Origin of the sequence: Enterobacter asburiae (assembly GCF_001521715.1) — a bacterium.
In the GTDB taxonomy this organism is placed as follows: Bacteria; Pseudomonadota; Gammaproteobacteria; order Enterobacterales; family Enterobacteriaceae; genus Enterobacter; species Enterobacter asburiae.
The window spans coordinates 3,523,114-3,539,524 of record NZ_CP011863.1 but is presented as its reverse complement, the minus strand read 5'-3'; the positions used below and the strand labels follow the sequence as shown (position 1 = coordinate 3,539,524).

The 16,411-nt window shown below is 56.9% G+C and carries 15 protein-coding genes; 12 read left to right on the top strand and 3 right to left on the bottom strand.

Going from position 1 to position 16,411, the window contains the following annotated elements; all coding sequences use genetic code 11:
• Positions 1–5: 5 nt before the first annotated feature.
• Positions 6–146 (bottom strand): 50S ribosomal protein L34, encoded by a 141-nt coding sequence (rpmH, locus tag ACJ69_RS17115; protein ID WP_000831330.1) that lies wholly within the window; start codon positions 144–146, stop codon positions 6–8.
• A 600-nt stretch (positions 147–746) separates the two neighbouring features.
• Between rpmH and dnaA the strand changes: the two genes are divergently transcribed.
• The 4 genes from dnaA to gyrB are packed head-to-tail and all read left to right on the top strand — an operon-like array spanning position 747 to position 6,759.
• Positions 747–2,141 (top strand): chromosomal replication initiator protein DnaA, encoded by a 1,395-nt coding sequence (dnaA, locus tag ACJ69_RS17110; protein ID WP_010426558.1) that lies wholly within the window; start codon positions 747–749, stop codon positions 2,139–2,141.
• A gap of 4 nt (positions 2,142–2,145) precedes the next feature.
• A complete protein-coding gene (dnaN, locus tag ACJ69_RS17105; protein ID WP_029741444.1) occupies positions 2,146–3,246 on the top strand; it encodes a DNA polymerase III subunit beta in 1,101 nt (366 codons plus the stop codon).
• A complete protein-coding gene (gene recF, locus ACJ69_RS17100) occupies positions 3,246–4,319 on the top strand; it encodes a DNA replication/repair protein RecF (RefSeq protein ID WP_023309805.1) in 1,074 nt (357 codons plus the stop codon). Before dnaN ends, recF begins: the two co-directional genes overlap by 1 nt.
• A gap of 28 nt (positions 4,320–4,347) precedes the next feature.
• The gene (gene gyrB / locus ACJ69_RS17095) at positions 4,348–6,759 is read left to right on the top strand and encodes a DNA topoisomerase (ATP-hydrolyzing) subunit B (RefSeq protein WP_029741443.1); all 2,412 of its coding nucleotides are present in this window, start codon (positions 4,348–4,350) and stop codon (positions 6,757–6,759) included.
• Positions 6,760–6,793: 34 nt separating this feature from the next.
• Here gyrB and ACJ69_RS17090 read toward each other — a convergent pair whose 3' ends face one another.
• Positions 6,794–7,729, bottom strand: a complete 936-nt coding sequence (locus ACJ69_RS17090; RefSeq protein WP_029741442.1) for a LysR family transcriptional regulator — start codon at positions 7,727–7,729, stop codon at positions 6,794–6,796.
• A 110-nt stretch (positions 7,730–7,839) separates the two neighbouring features.
• Here ACJ69_RS17090 and ACJ69_RS17085 point away from each other — a divergent pair, with 110 nt between their 5' ends.
• The 8 genes from ACJ69_RS17085 (at position 7,840) to ACJ69_RS17050 (ending at position 16,027) form a co-directional block, all read left to right on the top strand.
• Positions 7,840–8,865, top strand: a complete 1,026-nt coding sequence (locus tag ACJ69_RS17085) for a zinc-dependent alcohol dehydrogenase family protein (RefSeq protein ID WP_059347380.1) — start codon at positions 7,840–7,842, stop codon at positions 8,863–8,865.
• Between the two features lie 115 nt (positions 8,866–8,980).
• On the top strand, positions 8,981–9,793 hold the full coding sequence (gene yidA, locus ACJ69_RS17080; protein ID WP_047347427.1) for a sugar-phosphatase: 813 nt from the start codon (positions 8,981–8,983) through the stop codon (positions 9,791–9,793).
• A gap of 226 nt (positions 9,794–10,019) precedes the next feature.
• Positions 10,020–10,709 carry a D-galactonate utilization transcriptional regulator DgoR gene (gene dgoR, locus ACJ69_RS17075; RefSeq protein ID WP_003861109.1) on the top strand — a complete coding sequence of 230 codons (690 nt, stop codon included), beginning with the start codon at positions 10,020–10,022 and terminating at the stop codon, positions 10,707–10,709.
• Positions 10,706–11,584 carry a 2-dehydro-3-deoxygalactonokinase gene (locus tag ACJ69_RS17070; RefSeq protein WP_059347379.1) on the top strand — a complete coding sequence of 293 codons (879 nt, stop codon included), beginning with the start codon at positions 10,706–10,708 and terminating at the stop codon, positions 11,582–11,584. Before dgoR ends, ACJ69_RS17070 begins: the two co-directional genes overlap by 4 nt.
• Positions 11,568–12,185, top strand: coding sequence for a 2-dehydro-3-deoxy-6-phosphogalactonate aldolase (locus tag ACJ69_RS17065; protein ID WP_059347378.1), 618 nt, complete (start codon positions 11,568–11,570; stop codon positions 12,183–12,185). Before ACJ69_RS17070 ends, ACJ69_RS17065 begins: the two co-directional genes overlap by 17 nt.
• Complete coding sequence (gene dgoD, locus ACJ69_RS17060) at positions 12,182–13,330, top strand: galactonate dehydratase (protein WP_059347377.1); 1,149 nt, start codon at positions 12,182–12,184, stop codon at positions 13,328–13,330. Before ACJ69_RS17065 ends, dgoD begins: the two co-directional genes overlap by 4 nt.
• 78 nt (positions 13,331–13,408) lie before the next feature.
• Entirely contained in the window at positions 13,409–14,746 is a 1,338-nt protein-coding gene (locus tag ACJ69_RS17055) for an MFS transporter (RefSeq protein ID WP_081051445.1), read from the top strand.
• Between the two features lie 51 nt (positions 14,747–14,797).
• Entirely contained in the window at positions 14,798–16,027 is a 1,230-nt protein-coding gene (locus ACJ69_RS17050; protein WP_181599600.1) for a DUF3748 domain-containing protein, read from the top strand.
• On the opposite strand, the gene ACJ69_RS17045 is transcribed toward ACJ69_RS17050, so the two are convergent.
• Positions 16,024–16,356, bottom strand: coding sequence for a YceK/YidQ family lipoprotein (locus ACJ69_RS17045; RefSeq protein ID WP_024907391.1), 333 nt, complete (start codon positions 16,354–16,356; stop codon positions 16,024–16,026). The genes ACJ69_RS17050 and ACJ69_RS17045 overlap by 4 nt on opposite strands.
• Positions 16,357–16,411: the final 55 nt, after the last annotated feature.

The window sequence follows — 16,411 nt, the reverse complement described above, 5'->3', positions numbered from 1 at the left end:
CTTTATTACTTGGAAACGGTCAGACGAGCGCGGCCTTTAGCACGACGACGTGCCAGAACCTGACGACCATTTTTAGTAGCCATACGAGCACGGAAGCCGTGAGAACGGTTGCGCTTCAGTACAGACGGTTGAAAAGTGCGTTTCATGGCGATTTCTACCTAAACTTGAATAAATTCACTGACTTTTGCGTATACCCGAACGAGTTTCGAACGACTAACGCCTCAGCGTGGGTGATTAAAGAGGCCGGATTGTAATAATTGTACACTCCGGAGTCAATTCTCTTTCCTTATTTCCCGCGTATTTCCGCACGTTTTCGCGTGGAAAATGAGCAACGGACGACGCAGGAAGATGAGCATCACGCGCCGGGTCGAGGATTATACGGCCTCGCCAACAAAGCGCAAGGATCGTCCCGGATCTTCGTTAGATCATTTAAGCAATAAATTGTCTGTGCTCATTAATTTTTCCAATATGCGGACTAAATCGTGGGGTACTGGCGCCAGGATCGTTTACACTTATCCGGTTCCGGATCTTCCTGTGGATAAATCGGGAAGAATCTGTGAGAAACAGAAGATCTCTGGCTCAGTTTAGGCTATGATCCGCGGTCCCGATCGGGATCCAGCGATCCTGGCCGGGTATAACCGCAGATAGCGGTTCGCACATCACCCTTTTGCACAGGGTCATGTCGATGTGCGCCAACAATCATGAATATTCAATAGTTTTCTTTTATTGTTCGAGTGGAGTCCGCCGTGTCACTTTCGCTTTGGCAGCAGTGTCTTGCCCGATTGCAGGATGAGTTACCAGCCACAGAATTCAGTATGTGGATCCGCCCGTTGCAGGCGGAACTGAGCGATAACACGCTGGCTTTGTATGCGCCAAACCGTTTTGTGCTCGATTGGGTAAGGGACAAGTACCTTAATAACATCAATGGACTGCTGAACGATTTCTGCGGGTCTGATGCCCCGCAGCTGCGCTTTGAAGTGGGCACAAAGCCGGTCACCCAAACCGTTCGTGAAACCGTGAACGTAGCAGCGCCTGCCCAGGCCGCGCCTGCTCCGGCCCCTCGCGTCGCACCCGCTCGTCAGGGCTGGGATAATGTCCCTGCACCGGCTGAGCCAACCTACCGCTCTAACGTTAACGTGAAACATACGTTCGATAACTTCGTTGAAGGTAAGTCGAACCAGCTGGCGCGCGCGGCGGCTCGTCAGGTTGCTGATAACCCTGGTGGGGCCTATAACCCGCTGTTCCTTTATGGCGGCACGGGTCTGGGTAAAACGCACCTGCTGCATGCGGTGGGTAACGGCATAATGGCGCGCAAGCCCAATGCCAAAGTGGTGTATATGCACTCCGAACGCTTCGTTCAGGACATGGTAAAAGCCCTGCAAAACAATGCGATCGAAGAGTTTAAACGCTACTATCGTTCCGTTGACGCGCTGCTCATCGATGACATCCAGTTCTTTGCGAATAAAGAACGATCGCAGGAAGAGTTTTTCCACACCTTTAATGCCCTGCTGGAAGGCAATCAGCAGATCATTTTGACCTCGGATCGTTATCCAAAAGAGATCAACGGCGTTGAAGATCGTCTGAAATCCCGCTTCGGCTGGGGCCTGACCGTGGCGATCGAGCCACCGGAGCTGGAAACCCGCGTCGCGATCCTGATGAAGAAAGCCGATGAAAACGACATTCGCCTGCCGGGCGAAGTGGCGTTCTTCATTGCCAAGCGTCTGCGCTCCAACGTGCGTGAGCTTGAAGGGGCGCTGAACCGCGTTATCGCCAATGCCAACTTCACCGGTCGTGCGATCACCATCGATTTTGTGCGTGAAGCGCTGCGAGATTTGCTGGCATTGCAGGAAAAACTGGTCACTATCGACAATATTCAAAAGACGGTGGCTGAGTACTACAAGATCAAAGTGGCAGATTTACTGTCTAAACGTCGTTCCCGCTCGGTGGCGCGTCCGCGTCAGATGGCGATGGCGCTGGCAAAGGAGTTAACCAACCACAGTCTGCCGGAAATCGGGGATGCGTTTGGTGGCCGTGACCATACGACCGTGCTGCACGCTTGTCGCAAGATTGAGCAGTTACGCGAAGAAAGCCACGACATAAAAGAAGATTTTTCCAATCTAATCAGAACATTATCATCGTGACGCTATGAAATTTACCGTTGAACGTGAACATTTATTAAAACCGCTGCAACAGGTGAGTGGCCCATTAGGTGGCCGCCCAACGCTGCCTATTCTCGGAAACCTGCTGCTTCAGGTCGCGGACGGTACGCTGTCGCTGACCGGTACAGATCTGGAAATGGAAATGATCGCGCGCGTTACGCTGACGCAGCCGCACGACGCGGGCGCGACCACGGTTCCGGCACGTAAATTCTTTGACATCTGCCGCGGGCTGCCGGAAGGCGCTGAAATCGCCGTGCAGCTGGAAGGCGACCGTATGCTGGTGCGCTCTGGCCGCAGCCGTTTCTCGCTCTCCACGCTGCCTGCTGCTGACTTCCCGAACCTGGACGACTGGCAGAGCGAAGTTGAATTCACCCTGCCGCAGGCGACGATGAAGCGTCTGATTGAAGCCACGCAGTTCTCCATGGCGCATCAGGACGTCCGTTACTACTTAAACGGCATGCTGTTCGAAACCGAAGGTGAAGAGCTGCGTACCGTAGCCACCGACGGCCACCGTCTGGCGGTCTGTTCTATGCCGATTGGCAACGCGCTGCCAAACCATTCGGTGATCGTGCCGCGTAAAGGGGTGATTGAGCTGATGCGTATGCTCGACGGTGGCGACACGCCGCTGCGCGTGCAGATCGGCAGCAACAACATCCGCGCACACGTGGGCGATTTTGTCTTCACGTCTAAGCTGGTTGACGGTCGTTTCCCGGATTATCGCCGCGTATTGCCGAAGAATCCGGACAAAACGCTGGAAGCAGGCTGCGACAGCCTCAAGCAGGCCTTTGCCCGCGCGGCCATTCTCTCTAACGAGAAATTCCGCGGCGTGCGTCTGTACGTGAGTGAAAACCAGATCAAAATCACCGCTAACAACCCGGAGCAGGAAGAGGCAGAAGAAATTCTGGACGTCACCTACGCCGGAACCGAGATGGAAATCGGCTTTAACGTCAGCTACGTGCTGGATGTGCTGAATGCGCTGAAATGCGAGAACGTGCGCATTCTGCTGACCGACTCCGTTTCAAGCGTACAGATTGAAGATGCCGCATCACAGTCGGCTGCTTATGTTGTCATGCCAATGAGACTGTAATGTCGCTCACCCGTCTGTTGATCCGCGACTTTCGCAATATCGAAAGCGCGGATCTCGCTTTATCCCCTGGCTTTAACTTCCTGGTTGGCGCAAACGGCAGCGGCAAAACCAGCGTGCTTGAGGCCATCTATACGCTCGGCCACGGTCGGGCGTTTCGCAGTTTGCAGATTGGTCGCGTCATTCGCCATGAGCAGGAATCCTTTGTTCTGCACGGGCGTTTGCAGGGGGCGGAGCGGGAAACCGCCATCGGCCTGACCAAAGACAAGCAGGGCGACAGTAAGGTGCGCATCGACGGCACCGACGGCCATAAAGTGGCGGAGCTGGCGCTGCTGATGCCAATGCAGCTGATTACGCCGGAGGGGTTTACTTTACTCAACGGCGGCCCCAAATACAGAAGAGCATTCCTCGACTGGGGATGCTTTCACAACGAAGCCGGTTTCTTTAACGCCTGGAGCAACCTGAAGCGTCTGCTCAAGCAGCGTAACGCTGCTCTGCGCCAGGTTACCCGTTACGCCCAGCTGCGTCCGTGGGATATGGAGTTAATCCCTCTCGCGGAACAAATCAGCAACTGGCGTGCCGAATACAGCGCAGGTATCGCCGAAGACATGGCCGACACCTGCAAACAGTTTTTACCCGAGTTTTCTCTCACCTTCTCCTTCCAGCGCGGCTGGGAGAAAGAGACGGATTATGCTGAGGTGTTAGAGAGAAGCTTCGAGCGCGACCGCATGTTGACCTACACCGCGCACGGCCCGCACAAGGCGGATTTCCGCATTCGTGCAGACGGTGCGCCGGTGGAAGACACGCTGTCGCGCGGGCAGCTCAAGCTCCTGATGTGTGCGCTGCGCCTGGCACAGGGAGAGTTTCTCACCCGCGAGAGCGGAAGACGCTGCCTGTACCTGATAGATGATTTTGCCTCGGAACTTGACGACGCGCGGCGCGGGCTGCTTGCCAGCCGCTTAAAAGCCACGCAGTCGCAGGTTTTCGTCAGCGCCATTAGCGCTGAACACGTTATAGACATGTCGGACGAAAATTCGAAGATGTTTACCGTGGAAAAGGGTAAAATAACGGATTAACCCAAGTTGAAATGAGCGAGAAACGTTGATGTCGAATTCTTATGACTCCTCCAGTATCAAAGTCCTGAAAGGGCTGGATGCGGTGCGTAAGCGCCCGGGTATGTATATCGGCGACACGGATGACGGCACCGGTCTGCACCACATGGTATTCGAGGTGGTAGATAACGCTATCGACGAAGCGCTCGCGGGTCACTGTAAAGACATTGTGGTCACCATCCATGCGGACAACTCCGTCTCCGTCACCGATGATGGTCGTGGCATCCCAACCGGTATTCACCCGGAAGAGGGCGTCTCTGCTGCGGAAGTGATCATGACCGTGCTGCACGCAGGCGGTAAGTTCGACGATAACTCCTATAAAGTTTCCGGCGGCCTGCACGGCGTAGGCGTTTCCGTGGTTAACGCCCTGTCGCAGAAGCTGGAGCTGGTTATCCAGCGCGAAGGCAAAATTCACCGTCAGCTCTATACGCACGGCGTGCCGCAGGCACCGCTGGCCGTTACCGGCGATACCGACAAAACCGGTACCATGGTGCGTTTCTGGCCGAGCCATGAAACCTTCACCAACGTCACCGAATTCGAGTACGACATCCTGGCGAAACGCCTGCGCGAACTGTCGTTCCTGAACTCCGGCGTCTCTATCCGCCTTAAAGACAAGCGTGACGGTAAAGAAGACCACTTCCATTACGAAGGTGGTATCAAAGCGTTCGTTGAGTATCTGAACAAGAACAAAACGCCTATTCACCCGAATATCTTCTATTTCTCCACCGAAAAAGATGGTATCGGCGTGGAAGTGGCGCTGCAGTGGAACGACGGTTTCCAGGAAAACATCTACTGCTTCACCAACAACATTCCGCAGCGTGACGGCGGTACGCACCTTGCAGGCTTCCGTGCGGCGATGACCCGTACCCTGAACGCCTACATGGACAAAGAAGGCTACAGCAAGAAAGCGAAAGTCAGTGCCACCGGTGATGACGCCCGTGAAGGCCTGATTGCCGTTGTCTCCGTGAAGGTGCCGGATCCGAAGTTCTCCTCACAGACCAAAGACAAGCTGGTCTCTTCCGAGGTGAAATCGGCCGTTGAGCAGCAGATGAACGAACTGTTGAGCGAATACCTGCTGGAAAACCCGTCCGACGCAAAAATCGTGGTGGGCAAAATTATCGATGCGGCGCGTGCCCGTGAAGCGGCGCGTAAAGCCCGTGAAATGACCCGTCGTAAAGGCGCGCTGGACTTAGCAGGCCTGCCGGGCAAACTGGCTGACTGCCAGGAACGTGACCCGGCGCTGTCCGAACTGTACCTCGTGGAAGGGGACTCCGCGGGCGGTTCTGCGAAGCAGGGCCGTAACCGTAAGAACCAGGCTATCCTGCCGCTGAAGGGTAAAATCCTCAACGTTGAGAAAGCCCGTTTCGACAAGATGCTCTCTTCCCAGGAAGTGGCGACCCTCATCACCGCGCTGGGCTGCGGCATCGGCCGCGATGAGTACAACCCGGACAAACTGCGCTACCACAGCATCATCATCATGACCGATGCGGACGTCGACGGCTCGCACATTCGTACGCTGCTGTTGACCTTCTTCTATCGTCAGATGCCTGAAATCGTTGAACGTGGCCACGTCTACATTGCACAGCCGCCGCTGTACAAAGTGAAGAAAGGCAAGCAGGAACAGTACATTAAAGACGACGAAGCGATGGATCAGTATCAAATCGCAATCGCCCTTGATGGCGCGACCCTGCACGCGAACTCGCACGCCCCTGCACTGGCCGGTGAGCCGCTGGAGCGTCTGGTGTCCGAGTTCAACGCCACGCAGAAAATGATTACGCGTATGGAACGCCGCTATCCGAAAACGCTGCTGAAGGAGCTGGTTTATCAGCCGACCCTGACCGAAGCCGATCTGAGCGACGAGCAGACCGTGACCCGCTGGGTGAACGCCCTGGTGACCGATCTGAACGAGAAAGAGCAGCACGGCAGCATGTGGAAATGCGATATCCAGCAGAACGCCGATAAGCAGTTCGAGCCTATTATTCGCGTGCGTACCCACGGCGTTGATACCGACTACCCGCTGGAACACGAGTTTGTGACCGGTCCGGAATACCGCCGTATCTGCACGCTTGGCGAGACGCTGCGCGGCCTGATCGAAGACGATGCGTTCATCGAACGTGGCGAACGTCGTCAGCCGGTAGCCAGCTTCGAGCAGGCGCTGGACTGGCTGGTGAAAGAGTCCCGTCGTGGCCTTGCGATCCAGCGCTATAAAGGTCTGGGCGAAATGAACCCGGACCAGCTGTGGGAAACCACCATGGATCCGGAAAGCCGCCGCATGCTGCGCGTCACCGTTAAGGACGCGATTGCTGCGGACCAGCTGTTCACTACCCTGATGGGCGATGCGGTTGAACCACGTCGTGCCTTCATTGAAGAGAACGCCCTGAAAGCGGCAAATATCGATATTTAATTGTCGTTATACCGCACGATAACTGGCCGCGCTTTTAGCGCGGCTTTTTTGTGGGCGCAGGCATATCCAGCGACATCACGGACGGTAAACGGCTCGCCAGCGTATCTATCGCTATTCTTACCCTCAGCGGCAGGTGCGGCGTCTGCTGCCAGACCGCATGAACGTTGAAATGCACATCCGGTGCCTGCTTCAGGAGCGGGACGAGTTTACCCTGGTGAATATCTTTGACGACCATCCAGCAGGGCAGCCATGCAATGCCGTGCCCGGCCAGCGCAGCGTCGCAGATCGCCTGCAAATCATCCATATTGAGCGACGATCGGGGTGTAAAGGTGTGCGACGTTCCTTCGTTATCCATCAGCTGCCAGGATAACACTCTGCCTGCGCTCAAATAGTTAATGGCCGTATGCTGGGATAAATCATTAACGCTTTGTGGCTGGCCTTTCTTCAGCAGATACTCCGGGGCGGCGCACAGCACCATGCGGTGTTCTCCCAGCTTTCTGGCGACCAGCACGCTGCTGTCCTGAAGCGTGCCGTTACGCACCGCCATATCAAACCCTTCCTCGACCAGATCCACCACGCGGTCGCTGAATGACATTTCCAGCTCAAGCCCGGGGTGTTCCTGCGCCAGCGCTATCAGCAGCGGGGCGACACACTGGCGACCAAACAGCACCGGCATGGAAATGCGCAGGCGGCCGCTGACCTGCTGTTTTCCGGTTTCAAGCAGCGATTCCGCACCCCGAATCTCCTCCAGCGCGCGCAGGCAGCGTTCATAAAAAAGGGCGCCGTTATCGGTCAGACTCTGGCTGCGGGTGGTGCGCTGAAAAAGACGTACCCCCAGCCGTTGTTCAAGGCGAGCGATGCTTTTTCCGACCGCCGAGCGTGACAAATGCAGACGAATGGCGGCCTGCGCAAAACTTCCCGCCTCAACGGCGGCCACAAAAACAGGAATATCCTTCAGCGTATCGGTCATGGATTGTATCTGTTATGGCGTCAATAAAGAGAAAACTTATCGCCACTGGCGACCATTAGTCAACGGTAGACTGTCAGGACTAAAGCTCATCTGATGGCAGGAGAAATAAAATGACAGAGACAATGCAACGCTGGTCCATGGATGCCCTCGGGCGCGAGAACCTCAAGCTGACTCAGGCGCCCGTTCCACAGCCGGGCCCGGGTGAAGTGCGCGTAAGGGTGAATGCCGTTGCGCTTAACTATCGCGATAAAATGGTTGTTGAAGGCACAATGCCGATCCCGCTTTCCTTCCCGTTTACCCCGGCGTCTGACATGGCGGGCGTGGTGGACAGCATTGGTGAAGGGGTTACGCGCTTCCAGCCCGGCGCGCGCGTCATCTCAACCTTCTTCCCTGAGTGGATCGACGGTAAGCCGCAGGCCGACGCGCGCAATCTGCCCTATAAAACGTCCGGTGGATACTTCCAGGGCATGCTGTCCGAGTATGTGATTGTGAAGGACGACGCGCTGGTGGCCTCTCCGGAGACCCTGGATGACGCCGAGGCCAGCACCTTACCCTGCGCAGGGCTTACCGCCTGGTTTGCGCTGGTGGAGCGTGGCCAGCTCCGCGCCGGGCAATCGGTGCTAGTGCAGGGCACGGGCGGCGTGGCGATATTCGCCCTGCAAATCGCAAAAGCGCACGGGGCGGAGGTGTTTGTCACCTCGGGGAGCGATGAGAAACTGGCGCTGGCCAAAACGCTGGGGGCCAGCCACGGAATCAACCGGCTGAAAGGCGACTGGGCTGAAAATACGCTGGCGCTCACGCAGGATCGCGGTATCGACCATATTATCGAAACCGTCGGTGGAGAGAACCTGAAGCATTCCCTGCGTGCCGTTGCCGTTCACGGACGTATCTCCGTTATTGGCGTGCTGGCCGGGACGGAGATTACCCTCTCTGCTGGCGAACTGCTGCTGAAATCCCCGGTCATTCAGGGGATTGGCGTGGGGCATCGCCGGGCGCTGGAAGATTTTGTCCGCGCAGTTGACGTCACGGGGCTGAAGCCGGTGATCGAGCATCGCTACCGTTTTAACGAGCTTGTAAAGGCGTTTGAACATCTGGATCGCGGCGCGTTCGGTAAAATTGTGCTCACCCGCGAGTAAGCCTTTGTTCCCCGGAATAAACGTAAAAGGGGCATTCCTGTTGCGCAATATAGCTCTATTTTTGTGTGCTTAATCGCGTTAGCATGAGACAGCACTCATTTATTCCGGGGAACTCATGGCTATCAAACTCATTGCAATCGACATGGACGGCACGCTGCTGCTGCCAGACCACACCATCTCTCCAGCCGTTAAAAACGCGATCGCCGCGGCGCGCGCAAAGGGCGTGAATGTGGTCCTGACCACGGGGCGTCCGTATGCGGGCGTACACAGCTATCTGAAAGAGCTGCACATGAATCAGCCGGGCGACTACTGCATCACCTATAACGGCGCGCTGGTGCAGAAAGCCGCAGATGGCAGTACGGTTGCGCAAACCGCGCTGAGCTACGATGACTATCTGTTCCTGGAAAAACTGTCCCGTGAAGTGGGTTCCCACTTCCACGCGCTCGATCGCAATACGCTCTATACCGCCAACCGCGATATCAGCTACTACACGGTGCATGAATCCTACGTTGCGACCATTCCGCTGGTGTTCTGTGAAGCGGAGAAAATGGACCCGGCGACGCAGTTCCTGAAAGTGATGATGATCGACGAGCCAGAGATCCTGGATAAAGCGATTGCGCGCATTCCGGCGGAGGTAAAAGAGAAGTACACCGTGCTGAAAAGTGCGCCGTACTTCCTCGAAATCCTCGATAAACGCGTCAATAAAGGCACCGGCGTGAAATCGCTCGCTGATGCGCTGGGTATCAAGCCGGAAGAGATTATGGCGCTGGGCGACCAGGAAAACGACATCGCGATGATTGAGTTCGCGGGTATGGGCGTGGCGATGGATAACGCGATCCCGTCGGTGAAAGAAGTGGCTAACTTCGTGACCAAATCTAACCTCGAAGACGGCGTGGCTTATGCCATTGAGAAGTTTGTGCTGCAGTAACGCCTGTTTGCATTCATCGGCCCCGGTTATCAACCGGGGCTTTTTTTTGCGCTGAATTTATTGGATTGTTCTTTTTGTGATCTTGATTGTAGTACAACATTAATTGATTGTACTACATTAAGGCCGTGGCAAAGACGAACTACCTCACGTTTGTACTGCAAAAGTGAGGTGAAATTCAGCGGTCGCGGTAAAGTAGTGATGGACATACAGAGCACAAGGACTCTCCATGACTCTCAATAAAACCGATCGCATCGTCATCACGCTGGGCACACAGATTGTGGGTGGCAAATACGTTCCCGGTTCGCCGCTGCCGGCAGAGGCCGAACTGTGTGAGGAGTTTGAAACCTCCCGCAACATCATCCGGGAAGTATTCCGCTCGCTGATGGCGAAGCGGCTGATTGAAATGAAGCGCTATCGCGGCGCGTTTGTTGCCCCGCGTAACCAGTGGAACTACCTCGATACCGACGTGCTGCAGTGGGTGCTGGAAAACGACTACGACCCGCGGCTTATCGGCGCGATGAGCGAAGTCCGAAACCTGGTTGAACCGGCCATCGCCCGCTGGGCGGCGGAACGCGCAACTTCCGGCGATTTGGCCCAGATCGAGTCGGCTTTAAACGACATGATCGCCAATAACCAGAACCGGGAGGCGTTTAACGAGGCGGACATTCGTTACCACGAAGCGGTGCTGCAGTCGGTGCATAACCCGGTATTACAGCAGCTTAGCGTAGCGATCAGCTCGCTACAGCGAGCAGTATTTGAACGTACCTGGATGGGCGATGAGGCCAACATGCCGAAAACGCTCCAGGAACATAAAGCGCTGTTCGATGCGATACGGCATCAGGACGGCGATGCGGCAGAGCAGGCGGCACTTACCATGATTGCCAGCTCGACACGAAGGCTGAAGGAAATCACATGACATCTCGCTACATCGCAATTGACTGGGGATCGACCAATCTGCGCGCCTGGCTGTATCAGGGCGAGCAGTGCCTGGAAAGCAGGCAATCAGAAGCAGGCGTGACGCGCCTGAACGGTAAATCTCCCGAGGCGGTGTTAGCAGAGGTCACACAACGCTGGCGCGATAGCGCCACACCGGTAGTGATGGCGGGTATGGTAGGCAGCAACGTAGGCTGGAAAGTCGCGCCTTACCTGCCGGTTCCCGCCCATTTCTCCACGATTGGCGAGCAGTTAACGTCCGTTGGCGACAATATCTGGATTATTCCCGGCTTGTGCGTTTCTCGCGACGACAACCACAACGTGATGCGCGGCGAAGAGACGCAGCTGCTTGGCGCGCGCGCGCTTTCGCCTTCTTCTGTCTACGTCATGCCCGGAACGCACTGCAAGTGGGTCCAGGCTGACGCTGAGCAAATCCACGATTTTCGCACCGTGATGACCGGCGAGCTGCACCATCTGCTGCTCAACCATTCGCTGGTCGGGGCCGGTTTGCCTGAGCAGGAAGCCTCGGCAGAGGCGTTTGCTGCCGGGCTTGAACGTGGGATCGCTTCTCCTGATGTTTTGCCGCACCTTTTTGAGGTTCGCGCCTCGCACGTGCTGGGAAATCTCCCGCGCGAGCAGGTCAGCGAGTTTCTTTCCGGCCTGCTGATTGGTGCTGAGGTTGCCAGCATGCGTGATTTCATCGCGCACGAGCAGGCCATCACCATTGTCGCAGGCACATCGCTGACGTCGCGCTACGAGCAGGCGTTTCGCGCCGTTGGGCGTAACGTTTCAACGCTATCCGGCGACACGGCATTTCAGGCAGGAATAAGGAGCATCGCTCATGCAGTGGCAAACTGATCTTCCCCTTATCGCGATTTTGCGCGGCATCACGCCCGATGAGGCGTTAGCCCACGTCGGCGCGGTTATCGACGCCGGGTTCGACGCGGTGGAAATCCCGCTTAACTCGCCCGAGTGGGAAAAAAGCATTCCGGCCGTGGTGGAGGCCTTTGGTGATAAGGCGCTGATTGGCGCAGGCACCGTGTTACAGCCTGAGCAGGTGGATCGGCTGGCGAAGATGGGCTGCAGGCTTATCGTTACGCCCAATATTCAGCCTGAGGTGATCCGCCGCGCGGTGGGGCACGGCATGACCGTCTGCCCGGGCTGCGCTACCGCTACGGAAGCCTTTACTGCCCTCGATGCAGGCGCACAGTCGCTCAAAATTTTCCCGTCATCGGCTTTTGGTCCGGACTACATCAAAGCGCTGAAAGCGGTATTGCCCGCCAGCGTGCCGGTCTTTGCCGTGGGCGGCGTAACGCCAGAAAATCTGGGCCAGTGGATAAGCGCTGGCTGTGTGGGCGCGGGGCTGGGCAGCGATCTTTATCGCGCCGGGCAGTCCGTTGAACGGACAGCACAGCAGGCGGCAGCATTTGTGAAAGCGTATCGAGAGGCAGTGAAATGAAAATAACCAAACTCACCACGTACCGTTTACCCCCGCGCTGGATGTTCCTGAAAATCGAAACCGATGAAGGTGTTGTGGGCTGGGGCGAACCGGTGATTGAAGGGCGTGCGCGTACCGTAGAAGCGGCGGTGCACGAGCTGGGTGAATACCTGATTGGTCAGGATCCGGCGCGCATTAACGACCTTTGGCAGGTGATGTACCGCGCGGGCTTTTACCGTGGGGGGCCGATCCTGATGAGCGCCATCGCCGGTATCGACCAGGCGCTGTGGGATATCAAAGGCAAAGTGCTGAACGCGCCGGTCTGGCAATTGATGGGCGGCCTGGTGCGCGACAAAATCAAAGCCTACAGCTGGGTCGGCGGTGACCGTCCTGCGGAAGTGATTGATGGCATCACGCAGCTGCGCAACATCGGCTTTGACACCTTCAAGCTCAATGGCTGCGAAGAGATGGGCATTATCGACAACTCGCGCGCGGTAGACCGGGCGGTCAATACCGTGGCGCAAATCCGTGAAGCCTTCGGCAACGAGATCGAGTTTGGCCTGGATTTCCACGGCCGCGTCAGCGCGCCGATGGCCAAAGTGCTGATCAAAGAGCTGGAGCCGTATCGTCCGCTGTTTATTGAAGAGCCGGTGCTGGCCGAGCAGGCCGAGTACTACCCGAAACTGGCTGAACAGACCCACATTCCTATCGCGGCGGGTGAACGTATGTTCTCGCGCTTCGAGTTTAAACGCGTGCTCGAAGCGGGCGGCATTGCCATTCTGCAGCCGGACCTCTCTCATGCGGGCGGCATCACCGAATGCTACAAAATTGCCGGGATGGCCGAAGCTTACGATGTGGCGCTGGCGCCGCACTGCCCGCTTGGCCCGATCGCGCTGGCTGCCTGTCTGCACGTCGACTTTATCTCCCGCAATGCGGTGTTCCAGGAACAGAGCATGGGGATTCACTATAACAAGGGCGCGGAACTGCTCGATTTTGTGAAAAATAAAGAAGACTTCTGCATGGAAGGCGGTTTCTTTAAACCGTTAACGAAGCCGGGCCTTGGCGTGGAAATTGACGAAGCCAAAGTCATTGAGCTGAGTAAAAATGCGCCGGACTGGCGTAACCCGCTGTGGCGTCATGAGGATGGCAGCGTAGCGGAATGGTAGTCGCCATCCCGTAGACCCGGTAAGCTTCCGGGCAAAAATCATACATACAAAAATATAACCCTCTGTAAATTACAGGGCATGGTGAGCGGCTTCGCTATGCCCAAAATCTGGAGACAGATTGCGATGGATATTCCAGTTACCGCTACAAAAACCGGGCGTCGCCGCTACCTGACGCTGATTATGATCTTTATTACCGTGGTCATTTGCTATGTCGACCGCGCCAACCTTGCCGTGGCATCGGCGCATATTCAGGAAGAGTTTGGCATCACCAAAGCGGAAATGGGTTACGTCTTCTCGGCGTTTGCCTGGCTGTATACGCTCTGCCAGATCCCCGGCGGCTGGTTCCTTGACCGCGTCGGTTCACGTCTGACCTACTTTATCGCCATTTTCGGCTGGTCCGTGGCGACCCTGTTCCAGGGCTTCGCGACCGGGCTGATGTCGCTGATTGGCCTGCGCGCCATCACCGGGGTGTTCGAAGCGCCCGCGTTTCCCACCAACAACCGCATGGTGACCAGCTGGTTCCCGGAACACGAGCGCGCTTCCGCCGTTGGCTTTTACACCTCCGGGCAGTTTGTCGGCCTGGCGTTCCTGACGCCGCTGCTGATCTGGATCCAGGAGCTGCTGAGCTGGCACTGGGTATTCATCGTCACGGGTGGGATTGGCATTGTCTGGTCGCTGGTCTGGTTCAAGGTTTACCAGCCGCCGCGTCTGACCAAAAGCATCACCAAAGCCGAGCTGGACTACATCCGCGACGGCGGTGGCCTGGTGGACGGCGATGCGCCGGTGAAAAAAGAGGCGCGCCAGCCGCTGACCAAAGCGGACTGGAAGCTGGTCTTCCATCGTAAGCTGGTGGGCGTTTATCTGGGCCAGTTCGCGGTGACCTCCACGCTGTGGTTCTTCCTCACCTGGTTCCCGAACTACCTGACCCAGGAGAAGGGGATCGCGGCGCTGAAGGCGGGCTTTATGACCACCGTGCCGTTTCTCGCGGCATTCTTCGGTGTGCTGCTCTCCGGCTGGCTGGCCGATAAGCTGGTGAAAAAAGGCTACTCGCTGGGTGTGGCGCGTAAAACGCCGATCATCTGCGGCTTGCTGATCTCAACCTGCATCATGGGTGCCAACTACACCAACGATCCGGTGTGGATTATGACCCTGATGGCGGTGGCGTTCTTCGGTAACGGTTTCGCCTCTATCACCTGGTCGCTGGTGTCGTCCCTTGCGCCGATGCGGCTGATTGGCCTGACCGGCGGCGTGTTCAACTTTATCGGCGGGCTGGGCGGGATCACCGTACCGCTGGTCATCGGCTACCTGGCGCAGGACTACGGCTTCGGCCCGGCGCTGGTCTATATTTCTGCCGTGGCGCTGATCGGGGCACTCTCCTACATCCTGCTGGTAGGTGATGTGAAACGAGTAGGCTAATCCCTGCGGATGTTTTACCCTGATGCACTCACCGTGCATCAGGGTATCCTCATGAAACAAATCACCTTCGCTTCCCGCAACCATCAGCTGACCAACATCAATACCTGGACGCCGGACAGCCAGTGGCTGGTCTACGACGTGCGCCCGTCCGGTGCGTCGTTCACCGGTGAAACCATCGAGCGGGTCAATGTCGCTACGGGTGAGGTAGAGGTGGTATATCGTGCCACTGACGGCGCGCATGTCGGCGTGGTGACCGTTCATCCTGCAGAAGAGAAATATGTCTTTATCCACGGCCCGAAAAACCCGGATGCAGACTGGCACTACGATTTTCATCATCGTCAGGGAGTGGTTGCGCAAAACGGCCAGGTGAGCAACCTGGACGCGATGGATATCACCGCGCCTTACACCGCAGGCGCGCTGCGCGGCGGCAGCCACGTCCATGTCTTCAGCCCGAACGGGCAGCTCGTCAGCTTTACCTATAACGACCACGTGCTGCACGAGCGCGATCCTAAACTTGATTTACGCAACGTCGGCGTGGCTGCACCTTACGGCCCGGTGAACCCGCAGGGGAACCATCCCCGTGACTATTCGGGAACCTTCTGGAGCGTGCTGGTTAGCCGCACGACGCCTGACCCACAGCCGGACAGCGATGAAATCAACCGCGCTTATGAAGAGGGCTGGGTGGGCAACAGCAGGCTGGCGTTTATCGGCGATACCCTCTCCACGCAGGGCGAAAAAGTACCCGAACTGTTTATCGTAAATTTGCCGGAAGAGGAGCAGGGCTGGAAGCGTGCGGGCGATGCGCCGCTACAGGGCACGACGGAGACCCTTCCTGCGCCGCCTGCGGGTGTGAAGCAGCGTCGTTTGACCTTTACGCATCAAAGGGCGTACCCGGGCCTGGTGAACGTGCCGCGTCACTGGGTTCGCTGCAACCCGCAGGGAACGCAGATTGCGTTTCTGATGCGGGATGATAACGGCATTGTGCAGCTGTGGCTGATCTCTCCTGAGGGCGGCGAGCCGCGCCAGTTGACGCGTACCGGGAGCGATATTCAGTCAGCATTTAACTGGCATCCTTCCGGCGATCGTCTGGGGTTTGTGCTCGAAAATCGGATCGCCTGCTGCGACGCACGGACCGGAGAGGTGACGTTTTTGACGTCCGATCACGGCAACCCACCGTCTGCTGATGCGGTCGTGTTTTCCCCGGACGGGCGCGTTATTGCGTGGATGGAAGAGACAGCCGGTTTCCGTCAGCTTTGGGTAACGGAAACCGCGCAGTACTAGCGTGGAGGCATCTCTGCGGGCGGGATGACGGCGTTTGTCGCCAGATTCTCCTGCTCGCTTTTCTCTACCCGCGAGCGTACGGAGTTGTCCTTACGAAACATATCCCACGGCAGCAGAAGCGTATCCGCCACGGCCGTAAACGGCATATCCAGGATAACCAGGGATTTGGTGCCCCAGTTTGTATCGTCATCGGAGATCATCGCCGCGCTGGCGCGCGTCCCCGGATATGTTCCTTCTTTACCGCCGGTGTGAGACATCACGCTCGAACACCCGCAAAGTAAAACTACCCCGCTGAACGTCGTCAGCTTTATCAGAACATTTTTCATCATCACTCAGTCATCGTTAATGGCACTGCATAGACCTGCAACTCAGGGTTATAGCGAG

What these genes read in the sequence shown, in the direction of transcription:
- rpmH (WP_000831330.1), bottom strand. Translation starts at nt 146, where the DNA reads ATGAAACGCACTTTTCAACCGTCTGTACTGAAGCGCAACCGTTCTCAC.
- ACJ69_RS17050 (WP_181599600.1), top strand. Translation starts at nt 14,798, where the DNA reads ATGAAACAAATCACCTTCGCTTCCCGCAACCATCAGCTGACCAACATC.
- dnaN (WP_029741444.1), top strand. Translation starts at nt 2,146, where the DNA reads ATGAAATTTACCGTTGAACGTGAACATTTATTAAAACCGCTGCAACAG.
- ACJ69_RS17055 (WP_081051445.1), top strand. Translation starts at nt 13,409, where the DNA reads ATGGTGAGCGGCTTCGCTATGCCCAAAATCTGGAGACAGATTGCGATG.
- recF (WP_023309805.1), top strand. Translation starts at nt 3,246, where the DNA reads ATGTCGCTCACCCGTCTGTTGATCCGCGACTTTCGCAATATCGAAAGC.
- dgoR (WP_003861109.1), top strand. Translation starts at nt 10,020, where the DNA reads ATGACTCTCAATAAAACCGATCGCATCGTCATCACGCTGGGCACACAG.
- ACJ69_RS17085 (WP_059347380.1), top strand. Translation starts at nt 7,840, where the DNA reads ATGACAGAGACAATGCAACGCTGGTCCATGGATGCCCTCGGGCGCGAG.
- ACJ69_RS17070 (WP_059347379.1), top strand. Translation starts at nt 10,706, where the DNA reads ATGACATCTCGCTACATCGCAATTGACTGGGGATCGACCAATCTGCGC.
- ACJ69_RS17090 (WP_029741442.1), bottom strand. Translation starts at nt 7,729, where the DNA reads ATGACCGATACGCTGAAGGATATTCCTGTTTTTGTGGCCGCCGTTGAG.
- yidA (WP_047347427.1), top strand. Translation starts at nt 8,981, where the DNA reads ATGGCTATCAAACTCATTGCAATCGACATGGACGGCACGCTGCTGCTG.
- ACJ69_RS17065 (WP_059347378.1), top strand. Translation starts at nt 11,568, where the DNA reads ATGCAGTGGCAAACTGATCTTCCCCTTATCGCGATTTTGCGCGGCATC.
- dgoD (WP_059347377.1), top strand. Translation starts at nt 12,182, where the DNA reads ATGAAAATAACCAAACTCACCACGTACCGTTTACCCCCGCGCTGGATG.
- ACJ69_RS17045 (WP_024907391.1), bottom strand. Translation starts at nt 16,356, where the DNA reads ATGATGAAAAATGTTCTGATAAAGCTGACGACGTTCAGCGGGGTAGTT.
- gyrB (WP_029741443.1), top strand. Translation starts at nt 4,348, where the DNA reads ATGTCGAATTCTTATGACTCCTCCAGTATCAAAGTCCTGAAAGGGCTG.